This is a genomic window from Cystobacter fuscus, assembly GCF_002305875.1.
GTDB classification, from domain to species: Bacteria; Myxococcota; Myxococcia; order Myxococcales; family Myxococcaceae; genus Cystobacter; species Cystobacter fuscus_A.
Genome location: NZ_CP022098.1, coordinates 3,002,028 through 3,020,762, shown reverse-complemented (window position 1 = coordinate 3,020,762; position 18,735 = coordinate 3,002,028). Strand labels below are relative to the sequence as shown.

At 67.1% G+C, this 18,735-nt stretch carries 19 protein-coding genes; 8 read left to right on the top strand and 11 right to left on the bottom strand.

Features of this window, described 5'->3' with window-relative positions; genetic code table 11:
• Positions 1-114: 114 nt before the first annotated feature.
• Complete coding sequence (locus CYFUS_RS12530) at positions 115-795, top strand: Crp/Fnr family transcriptional regulator (RefSeq protein ID WP_095991968.1); 681 nt, start codon at positions 115-117, stop codon at positions 793-795.
• A 16-nt stretch (positions 796-811) separates the two neighbouring features.
• Here the strand turns inward: CYFUS_RS12530 and CYFUS_RS12525 are convergent, their stop codons facing one another.
• Together CYFUS_RS12525 and CYFUS_RS12520 are read right to left on the bottom strand one after the other, a co-directional pair.
• Complete coding sequence (locus CYFUS_RS12525; RefSeq protein WP_095985424.1) at positions 812-2,125, bottom strand: M18 family aminopeptidase; 1,314 nt, start codon at positions 2,123-2,125, stop codon at positions 812-814.
• A gap of 66 nt (positions 2,126-2,191) precedes the next feature.
• Positions 2,192-3,595, bottom strand: a complete 1,404-nt coding sequence (locus CYFUS_RS12520; protein ID WP_095985423.1) for a hypothetical protein — start codon at positions 3,593-3,595, stop codon at positions 2,192-2,194.
• Positions 3,596-3,821: 226 nt separating this feature from the next.
• Here CYFUS_RS12520 and radC point away from each other — a divergent pair, with 226 nt between their 5' ends.
• From radC to CYFUS_RS12505, 3 genes are read left to right on the top strand one after another with little or no spacing between them, the layout of a single operon-like run.
• On the top strand, positions 3,822-4,592 hold the full coding sequence (gene radC / locus CYFUS_RS12515; protein ID WP_095991966.1) for a RadC family protein: 771 nt from the start codon (positions 3,822-3,824) through the stop codon (positions 4,590-4,592).
• Entirely contained in the window at positions 4,589-4,906 is a 318-nt protein-coding gene (locus tag CYFUS_RS12510; RefSeq protein WP_232537527.1) for a DUF3006 domain-containing protein, read from the top strand. Before radC ends, CYFUS_RS12510 begins: the two co-directional genes overlap by 4 nt.
• Positions 4,907-4,908: 2 nt before the next feature.
• A complete protein-coding gene (locus tag CYFUS_RS12505; protein WP_198316560.1) occupies positions 4,909-6,978 on the top strand; it encodes a RecQ family ATP-dependent DNA helicase in 2,070 nt (689 codons plus the stop codon).
• A gap of 390 nt (positions 6,979-7,368) precedes the next feature.
• On the opposite strand, the gene CYFUS_RS50535 is transcribed toward CYFUS_RS12505, so the two are convergent.
• The 3 genes from CYFUS_RS50535 to CYFUS_RS12495 all read right to left on the bottom strand — a co-directional run bounded on the left by CYFUS_RS50535 (position 7,369) and on the right by CYFUS_RS12495 (position 10,333).
• A complete protein-coding gene (locus tag CYFUS_RS50535; protein ID WP_157758403.1) occupies positions 7,369-7,971 on the bottom strand; it encodes a hypothetical protein in 603 nt (200 codons plus the stop codon).
• Between the two features lie 2 nt (positions 7,972-7,973).
• Positions 7,974-9,461, bottom strand: a complete 1,488-nt coding sequence (dgt, locus tag CYFUS_RS12500) for a dGTPase (RefSeq protein WP_095985421.1) — start codon at positions 9,459-9,461, stop codon at positions 7,974-7,976.
• A 536-nt stretch (positions 9,462-9,997) separates the two neighbouring features.
• Positions 9,998-10,333 carry a hypothetical protein gene (locus CYFUS_RS12495; RefSeq protein ID WP_095985420.1) on the bottom strand — a complete coding sequence of 112 codons (336 nt, stop codon included), beginning with the start codon at positions 10,331-10,333 and terminating at the stop codon, positions 9,998-10,000.
• Between the two features lie 289 nt (positions 10,334-10,622).
• Here CYFUS_RS12495 and CYFUS_RS12490 point away from each other — a divergent pair, with 289 nt between their 5' ends.
• On the top strand, positions 10,623-12,032 hold the full coding sequence (locus CYFUS_RS12490) for an SPFH domain-containing protein (RefSeq protein WP_232537787.1): 1,410 nt from the start codon (positions 10,623-10,625) through the stop codon (positions 12,030-12,032).
• A 130-nt stretch (positions 12,033-12,162) separates the two neighbouring features.
• On the opposite strand, the gene CYFUS_RS52595 is transcribed toward CYFUS_RS12490, so the two are convergent.
• Positions 12,163-12,342: a glutathione S-transferase family protein gene (locus CYFUS_RS52595; protein WP_420042688.1), complete on the bottom strand. Its 180-nt coding sequence runs from the start codon at positions 12,340-12,342 to the stop codon at positions 12,163-12,165.
• Positions 12,343-12,350: 8 nt separating this feature from the next.
• The gene (locus CYFUS_RS52590; RefSeq protein ID WP_232537524.1) at positions 12,351-12,491 is read right to left on the bottom strand and encodes a hypothetical protein; all 141 of its coding nucleotides are present in this window, start codon (positions 12,489-12,491) and stop codon (positions 12,351-12,353) included.
• Between the two features lie 151 nt (positions 12,492-12,642).
• Here CYFUS_RS52590 and CYFUS_RS12480 point away from each other — a divergent pair, with 151 nt between their 5' ends.
• Positions 12,643-13,371: a hypothetical protein gene (locus tag CYFUS_RS12480; protein ID WP_157758402.1), complete on the top strand. Its 729-nt coding sequence runs from the start codon at positions 12,643-12,645 to the stop codon at positions 13,369-13,371.
• A gap of 86 nt (positions 13,372-13,457) precedes the next feature.
• Here CYFUS_RS12480 and CYFUS_RS12475 read toward each other — a convergent pair whose 3' ends face one another.
• The 3 genes from CYFUS_RS12475 to CYFUS_RS12465 form a co-directional block, all read right to left on the bottom strand.
• The gene (locus CYFUS_RS12475; RefSeq protein ID WP_232537523.1) at positions 13,458-14,081 is read right to left on the bottom strand and encodes a YbhB/YbcL family Raf kinase inhibitor-like protein; all 624 of its coding nucleotides are present in this window, start codon (positions 14,079-14,081) and stop codon (positions 13,458-13,460) included.
• Between the two features lie 107 nt (positions 14,082-14,188).
• On the bottom strand, positions 14,189-15,019 hold the full coding sequence (locus tag CYFUS_RS12470; protein ID WP_157758401.1) for an AraC family transcriptional regulator: 831 nt from the start codon (positions 15,017-15,019) through the stop codon (positions 14,189-14,191).
• Positions 15,020-15,181: 162 nt separating this feature from the next.
• A complete protein-coding gene (locus CYFUS_RS12465) occupies positions 15,182-16,285 on the bottom strand; it encodes a hypothetical protein (protein ID WP_095985415.1) in 1,104 nt (367 codons plus the stop codon).
• 470 nt (positions 16,286-16,755) lie between these two features.
• Between CYFUS_RS12465 and CYFUS_RS12460 the strand changes: the two genes are divergently transcribed.
• Positions 16,756-17,259 (top strand): DUF2007 domain-containing protein, encoded by a 504-nt coding sequence (locus CYFUS_RS12460; protein ID WP_198316559.1) that lies wholly within the window; start codon positions 16,756-16,758, stop codon positions 17,257-17,259.
• Between the two features lie 76 nt (positions 17,260-17,335).
• Here CYFUS_RS12460 and CYFUS_RS12455 read toward each other — a convergent pair whose 3' ends face one another.
• Positions 17,336-17,995, bottom strand: a complete 660-nt coding sequence (locus tag CYFUS_RS12455) for a hypothetical protein (protein ID WP_157758400.1) — start codon at positions 17,993-17,995, stop codon at positions 17,336-17,338.
• 258 nt (positions 17,996-18,253) lie between these two features.
• On the opposite strand from CYFUS_RS12455, the gene CYFUS_RS12450 reads away from it, so the two are divergent.
• Entirely contained in the window at positions 18,254-18,724 is a 471-nt protein-coding gene (locus CYFUS_RS12450) for a hypothetical protein (RefSeq protein WP_232537522.1), read from the top strand.
• Positions 18,725-18,735: the final 11 nt, after the last annotated feature.

The window sequence follows — 18,735 nt, the reverse complement described above, 5'->3', positions numbered from 1 at the left end:
GGCGACCACCCGACAAGTGCGCGAGCGCCCCCTGGTCTGGTCCACCCGCTCCAGGCAAGAATGCTCCAGGTGGACGAATTCGTCCCACGCCCACTTCCCGGATCCAGCACCGCCATGTCCTACACGGAACTCCTCTCGCAGGTTCCCCTCTTTTCCTCCCTGGAGCCGGGTGACCTGGAGCAGCTCTCCGCCCGGCTCCGGCCCCGACGTCTGGGCGCCGGGGAGGTCCTCTTCCACCGGGGGGACATGGGCACGGACCTGTACATCATCCACGAGGGCGAGGTGACCATCCGCCTGAGCGCGGCGGACGGCAAGGAGGTCACCCTGGCGCTGTTGGGCCGGGGGGACGCCTTCGGGGAGCTGTCCCTGCTCGACGACGCCCCCCGCTCCACGGACGCCGTGGCGCGCAAGGACACGGAGCTGTTGAGCCTCCAACGAGAGGCCTTCCGGCAGTTCCTCCAGGAGCGGCCCCAGGTGATGCCCAAGCTGCTGGCCGAGCTGAGCCAGCTGGTGCGGCGGGTCACCCGGGCGGTGCACGACGCGAGCTTCCTGGATGCGCGGGCCCGGCTGGCGCGCGTGCTGTTGGACCTGGCCCAGAGCCGGGGCAGGCCCGGCGCCCAGGGGGTGGCCATCACCTCCCGGCTGACCCAGAGCGAGCTGGCCAACCTGTGCGGCCTCACGCGCGAGAGCACCAACCGGTGGCTGCGCTTCTACGCGCGCGAGGGGCTGCTCACCTACGAGGACGGCGTCATCACCCTGTTGGATCCCGAGGACCTGAGCCTCAACGCCGACTGAGCCCCGAGGCCCGCGCTCAGCGCGAGTAGTGCTGGCGCAGCACGGAGATCATCGCCGCCACGTCCGCCGCGGCGGCCATCTCGCGGATGGAGTGCATGGAGAGCATGGGGCTGCCCACGTCCACGGTGCGGATGCCCAGCTCGCCCGCGGAGATGGGACCGATGGTGCTGCCACAGCCCAGGTCCGTGCGCGTGACGAAGTTCTGCGGCACCACCCCCGCCTCCCGGCAGCACAGCGCGAACCAGGCCCACGTCTCGCCATCGGTGGCGTAGGACTGGTTGACGTTGGACTTGATGACGGGCCCCCCACCCAGCAGCGGCTGGTGCTTGGGCTCGTGCATGGACGCGTAGTTGGGGTGCACCGCGTGCGCCATGTCCGCCGACACCAGGAAGGAGTGGCGCATGGCACGGTGGAACGCGTCCCGCCGTCCATCCGAGTGCGCATGGGTGATGCGCTCGAGCAGATCCTTCAAGAAGGGGGACGCGGCGCCCTGGGCGCTCACGCTGCCGCACTCCTCGTGATCATAGAGGACGACGCCCCGGGTGGCCGCCCCCGGTGACTCCAGGGCGAGCAGCGCGGACAGGCCCGCGTGGCTGCTGGCCAGGTTGTCCAGGCGCGGCGCATGGAGGAACTCGCCGAACGCGCCCGAGCGGGTGGAGGGCTGCGTGTCGTAGAGGCACAGGTCATAGCCGAGGAGGTCTCCCGCGCTGGCCTGGACGGAGTGGCGCGCCAGCTCCTCGACGAGCAGCGCCTTCAGGTCCACCGCCCCCGAGCGCTCCAGGGCGAGCACCGGCACCAGGTGCTCCTGGGCGTTGAGCTTGAGGCCGTCGGTGTTGACGGAGCGGTTGAGGTGGATGGCGAGGTTGGGGATGCGCAGCAGCGGACGGCGGAAGTCCACCAGGTGGTGCGCGAGCTTGCCGTCCCGGGCCGTCACCACGCGGCCGGCGAGCGACAGGTCGCGATCCATCCACGTGCTGAAGAGCACGCCGCCATACACCTCCACGCCGAGCTGGTGGTAGCCGGCGCGACCCGCCTGGGGCTGGGGCTTGACGCGCAGGTTGGGCGAGTCGGTGTGGGCCCCCACGAGGCGGAAGCCCGCGCGGTCCACGGGCGTCTGGCCCAGGTGGAAGGCGGCGATGCTGGTATCGCCCCGGGTGACGAAGAACTTGTCACCGGGCTTCAAGTCCCAGGGCTCGCGCTCGTCCAGGGCACGGTAGCCCTGGGCGGTGAGGCGGCGGCTCGCCTCGGCCACGGCGTGGTAGGGCGTGGGCGAGGCATCGATGAAGGCCAGCAGATCCTGGGCGGCGGCGTCGGTAGCAGAAGCGGTCATCCCCTCCAGGCTAGCGTCCCGGCTGGGCCCCGCCAGGAGAAACGCGGGGTCCGCACCCGGGAGTGGTTACCTGCCAGACGAGGTGGCGCGTACGTCCCCCGCCGGCTCCATCCCCTGGAACACGGCCGGCATCGAGGCCGAGACCTCACCCACATAGAAGATGCCGTGGTAGCCCTGGTCATTGAGTCCGTTGAAAAGCTGGACGAAGTAGCGATCTCCGTTGTCCTGGCCGCGGGCGGGCTTCACGCCACAGTCCAGCTTCTGCTCCGGCCCCACGGCGCAGATCCACACCGTGCCGCTCTTGTAGGCCACGTCCAGCGAGTGCACGTCACGCCGCTCCCGCGCGACGCGCAGCCCCATGGGCTGGTAGTCCCGGTTCCAGGGCAGGCCCTGGACCTGGCGCGGGTGCAGATTGCCACTCACCACCAGCAGCGCCCGGCCGGGTGACGCGGCGGCCACCTCCAGCACCGTCCGGGCCATGGCCTCCTCGCGCGCCTCGCCCTCCAGGGCTGGGTGGTCATAAGCGAAGAGACGCACGTCCATCCCCTGGGCGCGCAGCTTGCGCAGGGCCTCGAGGAGATAGGCCACCGCCTCGCTGTTGCGGCCATCCGGGTAGGGGCTGCGCCAGAAGGGGCTCTCCATCAACTTCGCCCAGTCCTCCTCCCCTCCCTCGCTGGCGAGGAACGTCTCCAGCCGCGCCTGGTTGCCGGCGGGCACCTCCACCCCCACCGTCACGGGGATGGCCTGGGTGGCCACCTGGCACGCGCTCTGGGCGACGAAGTGGGGCACCTGCTGCGTGCCATGCACCTCGCCCAGCAACACCACGTTGCCGGCCCGCGCCAACCGGCCCAGTCCGAGGATGGGGACGCCACACTCCACCATCGCGTCCTTCATCACCTCCACGTCGGGGCTGGCACTGGACGTCTTCTTCTCGCGAGCGATCACCGGGGAGATCTTCCGGAAGACCTTCCACTCCAGGACGAGGTCGCGCGCGCTCTGCTGGGACTCGCCCACGAGCACGACGGCTTCATCCGACTGCTGCTGCGCCAGCATGGCGGCCATGGGGCTGCCAATGCCCGAGGGGTTGTCATTGGTCCGCCCGTCCACGACCCAGAGCAGCTCGCTGCCCGGCGCCTTCAGGGCCTTGTTGACGCTGCGCGATTCGCGGGTGATGACGAGCTTGCAACGGTGGGGCCCCTCGGGCCGCGCGGTGACCAGATAGCGGTGCCAGTAGGCCGACACCCTCGAGCCCGCGAACTCCTCGCGCCACTCCGTCTCCAGCGAGGCCCCGCCCGGCACCTCCCGGAAGGCGAACCCGTTGGCCCGGAAGTACGCACGCACCTGGGGCCACACCTCGTCGATGGGCTGCGCGTAGATGGCCTCCTCGTCGGGGGCGAAGTCCACGAAGCGCGAGGTGCACCCCGACACCACCACGAGCAGCCACAGCCAGCCCCAGACGCTTCGTCTCATGTCAGGACGTCCTCCCGGCGTGCCGGAAGGTCCGGCACACGTCCCCGCCAGTATGCCCTGGCGGGGACGAGGCCGGTATGGCCCCCCGGGAGGAGGGCCAGTCCCCCACCCCCATCCCGGAGACGAGCCACTCGCGTGAAGACGAGACGGAGGCCCGCTTCCCCTCCAGTGGAGCGGCCCGCGGCACGCGCGTTGCTCAATGCTCGGCACGCGGAGGGAGGGCGGGATGGAACGGCGGGCGGTGTTGGCGGCGGTGGGGCGGGAGGTCTCCGCGGGGGAGGGGTCGGTGAGGGACAGGCCCGGGGAGGTGGATGACGCCCGGGAGCGTCTCTTCCGGTTGGGGGCGTCGGCCCTCACCGACCCGGAACTCCTGGGTGTGTTGTTGGGAGGGGGAGCGCGCATGCGAGCGCTGGCGGAGACCCTGCTCGCCATGCAGGGGGGACTCAAGGCGCTGGTGCAGCAGGAGCCGCGGGAGCTGAGCGCGCGACCCGGAATGGGCGCGGCGCGCACGGCCCAGGTGCTGGCGGCGCTGGAGTGGGGACGCCGGGCGCAGCGCGTCCGTGAGCGCCGGCCGCGGCTGCGCACCCCGAGGGAGATCTCCACGTACCTGGCGCCGCACCTGAGCGCGCTGCGACGCGAGGTCTTCCACGTGCTGTGCTTCAACGCGCGCAACGTGCTGCTGCTGGACGCCCGGGTGGCCGAGGGCACCATCAACGCGTGCATGGTGGATCCGCGCGAGGTGTTCGCCGCGGCCATCACCTCGCGCGCCACGGCCATCGTGCTGGCGCACAACCATCCCTCGGGAGATCCGGAACCCTCCGGACAGGACTTGAGCCTCACCGCCCAGCTCATCGAGGCGGGCCGGGTGCTGGGCATCAAGGTGTTGGATCACGTGGTGATTGGGGATGGGAGCTACAGCTCGCTGGTGGAGCGGGGGGAACTGCCACGGGTGGGCGGGGAGAAGGCGTCATGGGACATGGCGGGAGAGCGTGGATGAGGCTCATGGGAGCGCTGGGTGGGGTGGCGTGTGGCACGCCGGAAGGAGCGGTGCAGGTGGAGGTGTTGGAGGACGAGGTGGCGCAGGTCGTCCCGGTGGGGGGCGGCGAGGCGCGGGTGGTGCCGCGCGCCACGCTGCCCCGGGACGTCCGGGAAGGAGACGTGGTGCGCGAGGGCCGCGGGGACGCGGAGTTGGGAGCGAGGCTCGCGCGGGAGGTGGCCGAGTGGCGGGCCCGTCTGGCCGTCAGCGTACCTGACGGGCTGGACCTGGACTCAGGAGCCCCTGAGTCGTTGACGAGGCGGAAGGAATATTGAAGATGCGACGGATGCCGGTGGACCTGCCCCATTTCGAGCAAGCCCAGGAGGGATTGGTCCGCCATTTCGGCCTGACCGAGTTCCGCCCGGGGCAGGCGCAGGTCATCAGCTCCGTGCTCAGCGGGCGCAACACGGTGGTGGTGATGCCCACGGGGGCGGGCAAGAGCCTGTGCTACCAGCTCCCGGCGATGCTGCTGCCCGGGGTGACGCTCGTCATCTCCCCGCTCATCGCGCTGATGAAGGATCAGGTGGAGCAGCTCACCGCGCGAGGCATCTCCGCCACGTTCATCAACTCGTCGCTGTCGGACATGGATCGCGCCGACCGCCTGCGGCGCCTGCGCGCGGGCGAGTTCAAGCTCGTCTACGTGGCGCCGGAGCGCTTTCGCAGCCCGAGCTTCCTGGACGCGCTGACCCAGGTGGGAGTGGATCTGCTCGCGGTGGACGAGGCGCACTGCATCTCGCAGTGGGGCCATGACTTCCGGCCGGACTACGCGCAACTGGGCCAGGTGCGCAAGCGCCTGCGGCCGCCGCGCACGGTGGCGCTCACGGCCACGGCCACGCCGGAGGTGCGCGACGACATCGTGCGCTCGTTGTTGATGAAGGACCCGCAGGTGTTCGCCGAGGGCTTCGACAGGCCCAACCTCTTCCTGGAGGTGTTCGACGTCGGCGGGGACGAGGACAAGCGCCGGGCGTGCGCGGGGCTGGCGAAGCTGGGGGGCAGCGGCATCATCTACTGCTCCACGCGCAAGTCGGCGGAGAACACGCACTCGGCGCTGTGCGAGCGGGGGGTGAACGCCATCCTCTACCACGCGGGCATGGACGACGACGCGCGGCGCCGGGCCCAGGACGAGTTCATGTCCGGCAAGGACGCGGTGGCGGTGGCCACCAACGCCTTCGGCATGGGCATCGACAAGCCGGACATCCGCTTCGTGGCGCACGCGAACATCCCCAAGGCGGTGGAGGCGTACTACCAGGAGATCGGCCGCGCGGGCCGGGACCGGGGCCCCGCCTTCGCCGCGCTGCTCTTCAACCACGCGGACGTGTACACGCAGGAGCGGCTCATCGAGGGCAACCACCCCTCGGAGGCCGTCATCTCGGATTTGTGGAACGTGCTGCGCGAGGTGCCCGAGTACGACAAGGGCCTGCACGTGCTGGCGGCCCAGACGGGGGCGAGCGAGTTCGAGATCTCCGCCGCGCTGCGCATCCTGGAGCGCGAGGGAAAGGTGGAGCGTGGCAGCCGTGGCGAGGGCGAGTACGGGATTACGCTCACGGACAAGGCGCCCACGACCCAGCCACATGCGCCGGACGCGCGGCGGCTGCTCGCCTCGTTCCTGGAGACGTTTCCCGTGGGGCGCTCGGCCACCACGCAACTGCCCATCCTCGCGCGGCGCACGGGCCTGTCCTCGGAGGACATCCAGCACGCGCTCAAGCTGTTGGAGCGCGCGGGGGCGGTGAAGGTGCGCCGGCCCTTCTCCGGGCGGACCATCCGGGCGCTGGAGCAGGTGCCCTTTCGCGAGCTGGGGGTGGACTTGAGCAAGGTGCGCGAGCAGGAGCGGCGCTCGCTGATGCACCTCAAGAAGATGACGGACTACGCGTACACCAAGCGGTGCCGCCGCGCCTTCATCCTCGACTACTTCGGGCAGCAGGACGTGGAGGCCACGTGCGGCAACTGCGACCGGTGCGCGGGCAGCCGGCTGCAGCGGCTGGAGGGCATGGGGCGCTCGTCCACCGCGCCCCGGGCCACGCCGACGCTCGCGCCGGGCCGGCCCGAGGGCTACAGCGAGCTGGCCGCCACGGAGCTGAGGCGCTGGCGCAAGGAGCTCGCGAAGGACCTCCAGGTACCGCCCTTCATCATCTTCAACGACGAGACGCTGCGCGGGCTGGCCGCGGCGCTGCCCATCGAGCGCGAGGCCTTCCTCGCGGTGAAGGGCACGGGGGAGAGCCGCTGGGAGCGCTTCGGCGTCAAGGTGGTGGAGATCTGCCTCATGGCGCGCGCCGCGGGCCACGAGCCCATCGCCGTGGCCCCCACCCCACCCCGCGTCCGCAAGGGCTCCCGGAGTTCACGCTCCTGACAAAGGTGGGGTTCTGAGCCCGAACGTGAAGGCGGCGGGAAGCGAAGCCGCTAAAGGCGGAGCCGCCTTCCCTCAGGGCCAGAGGCATCCCCCCCGTTTTCCCTCTGAAAACGGGGCGCCCATCTGTCCGGACGGGTCCAGGCGCGTCCGTTCGGTTTGGTCCTTTTTTGGTCCCCTTCACCCCTTTGTTGAGTGCGAGCAGCGATCCCGCCGAGACAGCTTCGACCTGCTGGAACAAATCGACTTTCCTAATAAGGGTGCTGCCGCATACCTGCTTGCTGGAAAGACGATCCGAGCAGCCGCATGCCTGTTTGCTGGGAGGAGTCCTGGCAACGGAACTCTTACAGGGAGCCGTCTTCCGCTTGGGGGAGCCGGTGGGATTCCGCCAGCTCAGCACTGAGGCGATTTCGCGAAGCCCGGTAATGTCGCAGACACCAGCGTCGGATAAGCGAGATATTGAGGTGTGTTTCTGCTCCACCTCAGTGAAGCAAAGCCAGCTCGAAGTCGATGGCCGATCCACCGCGCATCGGAAATTGGGGGCTGTCCAGGGAGGTTCATCAGCAAGAGGCTGCCCATGAACCTGATCCATTCGGCCCCTGTGAGAGGTCGAAACACGTACCCGTGAAACGAACGCCCACTCTGATACAGCAGAAGAGCCTGGAAGAGCTTCGCGCCAAGTATTTGCTCGACCAGCGAGAGGGATTCGTTTTCAAGTTTTCCAGCGAAGTCGATCAAGGGTAGGTGCAGTCGCCTTCTGGTGCCAACAATTATTGTTGAGTGAAAAGCAAGCTCTTCGTTTGGGCGAAGGTTTGAAAGAAACTCGGCGACCTTCTTCTCGTTCAGGTCTTTCGCGGCGATCCTGAAAGTTCGGCGCTCATCAAGTAGCGATTGAGGCTTGTAGTTGTAGTAACTCAGTTCGAAGGAAGTGCCGCTTCCGAGAGTGCGCGCGAATTCTATGACCTTTGCCGAGGGGTGTGTCTCGCCGATGGTCATCTCTACACCTTGATTCCAGCGAGAAGTTGGTATGTTTCAAGCGCATACCGGTCAGTCATGCCGGAGATGAAGTCCACCATCAGGTGGGCGCGGGCGAACCATTCAACCAACTCGGACGGGACCTTGGCTGGCCGATGCTTCCCATGCACCGCTTCTTCGTATGCGAGCAGGTGTTTCTTCGGCAGGAGATTGAACAGCCGACGTTCAAGGTCGAAACCCGAAAGTTTCTTGCCATCGACCATTGTGGCAAATTTGTCCGCTGGCAAAACCAGCAACGGACGCAGGTGCTCAAGAAGCCCCTTCACGACCTGGAATCCAGCGAGCTCAAGGTGTTCGGCGTCCGTTGTCGTGAAGATGTTCCGACGCGCATAAGCCTTGAGTGAATCGAGTGCAGCCTTGTGCGGCTTTGAGAGTTCGAGCAGAGACTGGGCTGTTCCATTCAGAATCTGATCGTGGTTCTCTACGTAAAGCTCGGCAGCCTTCGATGTGAGTTCACGAGTAAAGTTCGTCTTGAACGTGAAAAAACTAGCGCCTTTCGCACGAGACTTTGCTCCGCTTTCCCAAGCTTTTCTCAGGATCTCTGGCAGGAAGTTTGTGGCCAAAACCCCTGCCTTACTGGCTTCATCTTGCCAGATCTTCTCAAGGGCGTTTCGGAACCGCTCTTCGTCAGTTATTCCTTTTTCGAGCGCATCTTCGATGTCGCTCAAGCAATAAGCGATATCATCAGACGCTTCCATGATGTAAGCGAGTGGGTGGCGCTGTCCTTGCTTGAGTCCAAGGACTCTCCATGCCTCTCGCACAATGGGTTCCTCCGAAAAAAAGAAGCCAGGCTTCTTCTCGAAAGGCCGATTCGGCTTGGCCTTCATATAGGGAGGCCGCACGTACTTAAGGAAGGCTGCAATCTGGCTAAGCGTGAGGTTGAGGCCGAACTCGTCGGTATTCCACTGCAGCTTCGTTAGAATGCGAAGCCCCTGCGCGTTACCATCAAACGTTGTGAAGTCCGGCAAAAGCTTATCCCTAAATATCGCAAGCTGTGCGGCCTTTAGCCCTTTGATGGACTCTCGCAGCGCATTAATCGCATGCTTCTCGAACCATTCGCGGATTGCATGCTCTCCGAAATGACCGAACGGGGGATTGCCAATGTCGTGAGTCAGGCACGCCGTCTCAACAATGTTTCGAAACGGGATCTCTCGATCTTTCAGTCCCCAGGAGCTGGATAGTTTCTTCTGTTGCGCCGTCTCAATCACTTCCAAAGCGATGAGGCGCCCAATGTAGGAAACCTCCATGGAGTGAGTAAGCCGACTACGGACCGCAGCGTTGTCTTCGAGGGGAAAGACCTGGGCCTTTTGCTGCAACCGCCTCCAGGCGGTGGAAAAAAGGACCCGTCCATGGTCGCTATCGGTCTCGGTCGCCAAGGAGCGATTCGGAATCGAGGAGGTACGCACTCGCTTAGGGGAGATGAGAGTTGCATACGATAGAGGCTTGACCATAGCCTTACTTGTCTATCATGAGGAGTACGCCGCTCCAAATTTCAAGCCGAGTGCCGTGCCTATATCCACTCATCGCGCATGTGGCTACTCGGCGCGAACAGTTTTCTAGAGTTCCATCCGGAGTTCGCTGCGGTGTGCGTATAGAAGGATGGGCGGACTGTTGAGGGGCGAGCTGATGCAGAGAGACCGAGAGGGGCTGCGCCGCTTACTCCTACTCCAGCAGTACCTCCGTGGTGCCCCATCAGTTGGGTCATTTGACAGTTGGGTCATTTGACGCAACAACTACGTTGACACTCAGTGGATGGGGCGGCGGCACTACTCGCGCCCCGGGCCTTGCTCCACAGGCGGGAACATGACGTTCCCGAGAGTGACGGTGCGGGGCCCCCAAGAAGGGTGTCAGACGATTCGCAGGAACTACTCGGAGAGCAAAAGATGCCGGAACGAGTTCTTTGACACCTGGGCAGCTCGAGGCCGTGGTGTGCCTGTGCCCCCCGCGGGAGGGCACCACGCATCCCTGAGCCGGGAACTGGGGAGGATCAGGCGGGAGGTGCGCTGGACGCGGCCGCGTCGTCCTCCGGGGTCGCCTTCCATCCCGAGATCCAGCCGATGATGAAGACGATCAGCCCCACGACGGCGCTCCCCATGGCCAGTATCAGGGTGAGCATGAACATCATCCCGAGGGGCTTGAAGCCGGTGCTGGCGGCGAACAGGACCGCGGGGGCCGCCGCCACGGCCGTCACGAAGAACGCGGACCAGGAGCCCCGGGAGAGCGCTCGCCCCTCGCGGGGGTAGTCCTCCCGGATCACGAACGCCAACAGGCCGCCCAACAGCGAGAGGACCGGGGGAATGAGGTTGGGAAGGATGTCTTCCATGACGGGCTGCCTCCAGGGGACGTGCTCGCGAGCATACCCAGCCTGGCTCGGAAAGCGCCTGTCGCGGGTCTATCGTCCTTCCGATGACGATCCCCGAGCGCCCGTGTTCGGCCGTATGGCGAAGGCGCAGCGCCTCCCATGGGAACGGCGATTCTACGGGGGGCTGGAATGAGCTCTTCGGCCCCGGGACCCTGGCACAGCCGGGAATGTGGTGAGATGGGCGCCAGAGCCTCCGGGTGCTGGCTCGCCGGCGGTCGGCGGCCCACCGGAGCCCTGGGGGTCCGTGACGATGTCGGCGAACAACAGCATCCACAACAACCACGAGCCGGTGCGCAACGAGTACCTGGACCAGGTGCGCGAGCAGCAGCAGCGCGTCGAGGTGGACCTGAAGGCCCGCAAGATGGTGGCGCAGGTGCAGGCGCCCATGGGCGGCCGGGCCCGGGCGCTGGCCGCCGTCGCGGCCCCCCGCGAGATTCCAGGCAACGCCGTGGACGTGCGCATCACGGGCTTCTGGCGGTGGAAGACGGTGGTGGTGCCGCCCAACGCCTACGTCGTGCACACCCGGCGCGGCCATGCGCAGCCGCTGCACATCGGCCTGGGGGTGTCCTTCCCCTTCAACCCGGCCACGGACTCGTTCCTGGTGGTCCCGGGCGCCATGCAGACCATCCTCATCAACGCGCACTGCATCTGCCGCGAGCTGCAGGGGCTGCTGGTGCAGGGCTACGTGCAGTGGATCATCGAGGACTTCGCCACGGCCTACAAGAAGCTGGACTTCACGGACGCCGAGGAGCCCATGCGGGTGGTGAACGTGCAGCTGCGCGAGCAGGCGGAGGCGGCCATCAAGGACAAGGTGGCCACCATGAGCATCGACGCGGTGCTCTCGGACAAGCAGCCCATCATCGAGGAGCTGACGGCGCGGCTGCGCCACGTGGCCGAGGGCCTGGGCGGGGGCGACAAGGGCCTGGGGCTGCGGATCGTCACGGTGCAGGTGAAGGAGGCGGTGGTGAGCTCCGGGCGGCTGTGGGAGAGCCTGCAGAAGCCCTTCCGGGCCGAGCGCGAGCGCGTGGCGCGGCTGGCCACGCTCGAGACGGAGGAGGCCATTGCCCACCGGGAGCAGGAGGTGGAGCAGGCGCGCGAGCGGATGCGGCTGGAGAGCGAGGGCGAGCTGTCCATGCTGCGCGCGCGCAAGGAGGCGGAGGCGTACGACCGGGAGCAGGCCGAGCACCTGCGGCGGCGGCAGCGCGAGGAGGAGGACGCGCGGAAGCTGGCCGTGGAGCACCAGCAGACGGCGCTGCAGAACGCCGAGCTGGAGAAGGCGCGGCTGGCCGTGGAGGCGGAGCTGGCGAAGCTCAAGCAGGAGGTGGAGGCGGCGCAGCGCAAGCGACAGGCGCTGGCGGCCATCGACGTGCTGGACACGGAGCGGGCGGCGGCCAACCGGCAGGCCCGCGCGGAGCTGGAGCTACAGGACGACCGCGAGCGCATCCTCAACGGGCGGACCCCGGCCAACCTCCAGGCGCGGCTGGTGGAGCTGCTGCCCGCCATCGCCGAGAAGCTGCCCCAGCCCCAGGAGCTGCGCTCGGTGAGCATTGGCGGTGCGGCAGGCGCCCAGGAGGGCCAGGCGCTGACCACACTGGTGACGCAGATGCTGGCGCTGGCGGGAGCGCTCAAGCCGGAGACCTCCGAGCGCCGGGAGTCCTGAGCCCTCTACCCGGAGACGCCCGGGGCGCTCCCCGGCTGGAGGCGCTCGTCACCGCCATCGCGCAGCGGGGCGGAGTGGCCAGGTGGGCAATGGCGAGCCTCAGAACAACTGGAGCGAAGACGTCGGCCCTCTACGTATTCGCCTGCATCGCGCGCTGGTAGGCCGGGCGCGCCTGCAGCCGCTCCCAGTAGGCGGAGAGCGTGTCCGGCATCGTCCGGCCCAGCGCGCCGCGCCAGATACCCAGCGCGGTGCACAGGGAGATGTCCGCGAGCGTGAGCTGGGGGCCCACGAGGAAGGGGCTCGTACCCACCTGCTCGGTCAGGAACTTTTGAGCGCGCGGTAGGCGTCGCTCGTCGGAAAGGAAACCTTCTCCACCTGGTACGGCAGCCCCATCTCCTCGCACAGCCACATCACGCGCAGGCCACGGGCACCTCGCGGGAAGTTGTAGATCTTGATCATGGGCTCTCTTTCGTGACGCCCCGAGCATAGGGCGGGCCCGGGAAGAGGCGAGTCCCCGTCTGACCCTGGCGCCGCCCGCGCGTCGAACGGGATCCGGAAACCTGGAATAGAATTTCGGATATTCGAGCGAATGCGCACGGAGGAGCGTGACGTGAGGATGTTTCCGATGGGAATGGTGGTGAGCTGTGCGGTGATGCTGGGCGCCGCGGGATGCACGAAGAGGAAGCAGTCCGAGACGACCCAGACGACCCAGACGACCCAGAGCCCCCTGGCCATGAAGGAGGCGCCCGGCGCCGCCCATCGGGCCGGATGGGTGAAGGAGCTGGCCACCAGCGACAGCTGTGTTCCGGAGACACCCTCCAACTACAAGGGCGTGTGTCTGGCCGCCGCCGCCTTCGGGGATGCACGGCGTGGCCAGGCTCCCACCCAGACCGTCCGCTTGTGGGGGATGACCTTTCGGGAGCGATACAAGGGGGCGGAGCTGCTCCAGCAGAACATCCTCCTGGCGGCGATCGAGTTGACGCCCACCGCGGATGGGGGCCTGCGCGTGACGCTCTTCGAGCAGTGGCCGGAGAGCGAGTCCGACATCGACTACCTGGGCTCGGCGTGCGAGCAGCTCGACCACCACCACTTCCGGGGTGAGGGCAAGCCGCCGGAGCCGCGGTGGCTGGGGCGGCTGTGGACGGGACTGGGGCGGGAGGAGGGGCCTCGCCGGGCGCAGCTTCAGCCCACGGTGCAGGGGTACGCGGGAGGAGAGCCCCCGTTGGAGCTGCGTGCCTTCCCCAAGGGGTGGATGGTGGCGACCGAGGAGCTGGACGCCGAGGCCGGCGAGGAGACGCGCGTGTTCGGCGTGTTCGTCCCCCCGCCCGAGAAGTGGTGACTCAGCCCTGGCGCAGGGGCTTCAAGGCCCCGCCCCAGGCAATGACCTGGTGAGTCAGGGCAACGGAAGCGTCTGGAGCGCTCGGCTCAAAGCTCGAATGTCGGCGTGAGGATGGCCCTGCCCAACGTATGGCCGAGCAGGTTGAAGCCCAGGAACGCGGGGGTCGCGTCCGGAGGAATCTGGAGCGACTCCACGTCGAGCGCGTGGACGACGATGTAGTAGCGGTGCTTGCCACTCCCCGGAGGCGGTGCCGCGCCAAGGTAGCGCTTCGCCCGCGCGTCGTTCGGAAGCTGGAACGCACCCGGAGGCAACTTCGAGCCGTCTTCCGAGCCGGCTCCCGTGGGAAGGCTCGTCACGCTCGCGGGAATATCGACCACGGCCCAATGCCAGAAGCCACTCGCCGTGGGCGCGTCGGGATCGTACATGGTGACGGCGAAACCGCGCGTGTTGGCGGGAAAGCCACTCCACGACAGCTGAGGGGAAACATCCTGTCCCCCAGCGCCGAAGAGGCCACTGAGCTGTGCCACGGGCATCGCTTCACCGTCACGGACGTCCGTGCTCTCCAGGGTGAAGCTCTCGGCGGGGGGAAGGGATGCATAGGGATTGGTCTTCACGGGGATGCCTCCTGGATTGAGTCCGGTGCGCGCGCTCGTGCACGCGGCGACCAGCATGAATGAAACAGCGAACATCGATCTCAAGACGGACTGCACGGGTGTCTCCTTCGGTCTTCCTCATGGAAGAACCGAGGACACCGTAACGTCGGCCGTCAGGACGCGGTCGCCCGCGAACCGCAATCAATGTGCCGAAGACCGCATTCTCAGCGCCCCTTGCGCAACTCGGAGGGCAGCACGCCGAAGCGCTTGCGGAAGCGTGCCGCGAAGCGTGATGCCGACAGGTAGCCCACGTCCTCGGCGATGAGTCCGAGCGGGCGCTCCGTCGTCCAGAGGAGGAACAGGGCGTGTTCCATCCGCACCTCGCCGAGCAGTTCCTGGAAGCTCGCGCGATCCCGGGTGAGGTGGCGCTGGAGCGTGTCCTCGCTCATGGCCAGCTGGCGAGCCACGTCACCCAGGCGCCAGGGCTTGCCTGGAGTCTCCGAGAACAGGCGTTTGACGCGCAGGCGCACGCTCCCGCTCGCGCCGAATGCATCGATGCCGAGTTCTCCCAACCAGGCGAGTAATTCCAGCAGACGGTGGCGGAGCACCTCCTGGGGGGCGCCATCGGCCAGGCCACGCGTGCACCGATGCCAGGCCTCCACGACCTCGGCGTTTCCCGTGGTGGACAGACGCCGAAGCTCTTGGGGAGTGTTCTTCACGGGCTGGGGTGGAAGCCACCGGGCCAGCTGCGGAGAAAGAACGAGGGCTTCCGCCGCGTACTCTCCTTCGTGGGGAACGTTCCTCACATCGAGCTGGGCACCGGCTGGAATCCAGACATAGCCACCCGCGTCCACCTGCAGGTCCGTGCCATCCGCGCGAATGAGCTTCTGGCCGCGTGTCACGTGCACGATGCCGGGCGACAGCCACGTCACTCCCAGGAAGACATGATCCATCTCGCGTTGGCGGAACACGCAGCGCGCCGCGAGCGAGGCGCCCGCATCGGCGATGCGGCTCGGAGCGGAGGGGAGCGTTCGGGTCCTGTGACGGCTGGGCATGCGCGGGAGCGGTAGGGTAGCATAATACCGACGCGCTCGTCGCGGAGGTGGACGGGCACGAGCAACACGCGCCACAGGGAAGGCCGCCATCGAAGCGGCCCAGGTCGAGCCGACCGGGGAATTCGGAGCGATGAGAGGAATGGGGGACTTTTGCTCACCTACTCAGAAGCCGGCGTGCTGCTGAATGCTGTACTGAGCAAAAGGCGACGACAGCTCGAGGCCCCTCAGGACCAGGCCTCCGTGACCATAGCGGTCGGGTGCGCCAATGGTGGCGTTGAAGGCATTCTCGGAGATGTTGCCGCCGGCAATGGTCCAGTACTCCTCCGCGTTGTGCCAGGCGTCTTCTTCGACATTCGAGAGGACCCTGATGGCCTCCCGGTTCGAGCCGCGTGCGTTGTGCAGGACATGGATGAGCTCGTGCAGCAACTCGATGCGAGGGGGCGTGAAGAAGGGCACCTTGTCGCGCGTGAAGGAGATGGAGCCCATGAGGATCTTGCCGAGCGCGACGTCCACACTCTGATGCTTGAACGAGTCCGCTTCCAACATCCCCGCGCTGCGATTCTCTTCTTCCTCGAACCACACCGGGGCCCCCAGCTCGCTGGGTCCACCGGCGCCCTTGGCAATGGATTTGGCTCGCGCGTGGAGCGCCGGATCCTCGAAAGGGTTGCCCTGGACAGGAGCGGCCTGACAGTAGGCGCCTCCTCCGGCGGTGAAGGCCAGCAAGCTGCTCGGCGATTCCTTGTAGACGACTCGGAGGCTCACCGTCGCATTCGCGGCCGCGAGGCGCTGGACCAGGCGCTGACCCGTGGGAGAGCGGTTGGCGACCATGAGGCTGATGATGACGAAGCCGTCCACCTCTTCGAGGAACTGAAGGGCCGACTTGTTGCCCGCGGATTCTTTTTTGAGCGTGATGCGCGCGGCGACCGTCTTCAGATCCTGATCTCCTGTCAGCACCATGGACCGAGCCTTGGCGGCCACGAGGCGATAGGCCTTGAACAGGATGCTCGCGAGCGCTTGGATGGTAGCGCTTCGGTCCTGTTGATTGGCGATCTTGATGGTCGGTTGATAGCGGCTCAGCTCGAGTGTGATGTAGGCGCTGATCATTCCTTCCAGATCAGCCAGCGCGTCCAACAAATCATTCACCTGGCTCACCTTGCTCAATGCCAGGATGACTCGCTGATACCATGCCCCCGGCTCCCCGACATGCTTCGGCAGGTTCGCCTTCTTCAGTACGTCCAGTATATTGAGGGCCAGCTTGTGGGGCATGGGCGCGCGACCTCGACGTCGGGTGTGGAGCCGAATTCTACCTGACGTTTGACCGGGAGGGGGCCGGTATCACATCAATGCTCGTCGCTCCGCTTCAACTGCCGGAGCGGTCCCCACGCTCACCATCCGCTTCGATTACCGCGACACGGGCCGGTCCACCCACGTCGAGGACTTCGTTTTGCAGCTTTGTGTCTATTCAAAGGACACGACAGGCCGATGGAGGCATGGCGTCGAGCCGTGAGTGGTCATGAAGGCTTTCCTTGACCGTGACCTCGCCCGCTCTGGAGGAGGCCAGGCTGACGTAGCGTTGACGATCGCTTCAGAGTTTGTAGCCTCGCCGGATTTCATCGTCCGTCCCCGCTGTTGCGCGAGTGACAGCGGACGCGCTCTGGTCCTGGTCCCGAGAGCGGGACATTCCCACGGTGGGAGGGCACGGGCCGTGGACCATGGCCTCTTGCCCCGGAGTTCCCATGCACACGTCGGCATCGGAGTCGGATCTCTGTCTGCTCACCACCTGTGCCGATGCGCTCGAGGCCTCGGCGCTGCGCTCCCTGCTCGACGCGGATGGCATCGCCTGCGTCGTCCAAGGCGAGCATCACAATGGGATGCTCGGCCCCGCGATGGGCGGCGCCATCATCGAGGTGCGAGTGTTGGTTGCCTGGAAGGACCTCGAGCGGGCACGCGCCCTGCTCGAGTCCGAGGTGGAGACGCCGGAAGAACGGGCCGCCGCGCTCGCCGCCGGCGTGGAGGAGGAGGCGCCCCCTCCCTGTCCCGTGCACGGCGAGGTCTCCACGGCCGTGTGTACGGGGTGTGACACCTTCCTGTGCGCGCGCTGTGACGTCCAGGGCTCGCCCCCGCTGTGCGAGGATTGTCAGGAGCGCAAGAGCGCCGTTCCGGGCCCGAAATGGCACCGCCGCCGCCAGCTCGTCGGCTGGTTGGTGCTCGGCATGTTCGGCTTCGGCGGCATCCTCTAGGCGCTGTACGTGCTGCTCCAGCAGCCCTCCTAGGACCCGTGGAGAGTGAGCCGGTCATCTGCTGGGAAGGGAAACGTCAGACGGGGGGCATCGCCTCGCGCTGGAGCCGCTGGGCGGTGGCGTGGGCCCGGTTCCAGCCGAACTCCGCGTCCCCGAGGCGATCGGCCAGCCAGGCACTCGCCTCGGCGTCGGCGGACTCCAGCCGGGCCACCGCCGCGTCGAGCGCGCGCGTCAATGCCTCCCACTCGCGGTGCAGGGCCTGGGCGGCCGCCACGGTCTCGACGAGGGCCGCGGCGAGTGTGTCGGGGCGTTGGGGCGGCACGCCGGGCCGCGCCAGGCGCTCGAGTGTCCCGCACAGGGAAGAGAGCAACTCCAGCCGCGTGCGCGCGGCGCTCAGGAGAAGCCGGAGCCCCTGGGCGAGCGTCTCGCGGTCCTGGGCGTTCCGGATGGCGGCGAGCTGGCGCATGCGTCCAGTGGTGGCTCGCCACAGGTTGCTGAAGCCCAGCAGATCGGCCACCGCGCGCGTGGTCCGGGGCGCTCCGTACTCGAGGTAGTCCCGGGCATGGGCGCGTGCGGTCTCGAGCGTCACGGACGCGCTGGGAGACGCCACGCCCGGCAGTTGGAGCACCCGGTGGGCCTCGCGCCGCGCGGCCTCGCCCGCCCGGTACAGGGCCTCGGTGGCGTCGCCCATCATGGCCCCGTGTGTCCACCTCTCGCGGGTGTTCGCTTTGCTCATGGCATTCTCCGGACAGGATGGGGATTCAGGTTGGGTGCGTTGGGAACGCTCCACGCTGGGGCAGCGCGGTGTTTCCAGGCACTGCAATCGCCCGGCCACGCCGCCCATGAGCCGTGTCCCGAGGGGAAGGACCTCGAAGGGAGGTGGCGGAACGCGAAGAGGGCGTGGGACTGACATGTCAGTGACAGGTAACGCCCACCACGAAGAGTAAGAGTGCTCAGATGTGATACTGGGGATTCACGAACACGTATGGATGAAATGGCCACGGTATTCGAGCGAACGAGCACGATCGACGCGCCCCTTCGGTCCGTATGGGAGCGCATCGCGAGTCCCGAGGGAATCAATGACGAGATGCGACCCTGGCTCACGATGAGCGCTCCGCGCGGGGTCGGCGTGCTCCACCTCGATACCCTCCCCGTGGGAGTGCCGCTTGGCCGCGCGTGGTTGAGACTCTTCGGAGTGCTCCCCTTCGACTACGATCTCTTGACCATCGCCGAGCTGGAGCCGGGCCATCGCTTCCACGAGAAGTCGACCATGGCGAGCATGCGGCGCTGGGAGCACGAGCGCTGCCTCGTCGCGCGGGGCGGCTCGACCGAGATCACGGATCGGATCACGTTCGTGCCGCGATGGGGGTTGCTGTGGGCTCAGCCCCTCCTGGCGCGCGTGGTGGCGGCGTTCTTCGCGCATCGGCATCGCCGATTGGCGCGGTATTTCGCGCGCGCTCACTGAGTACCCCATCC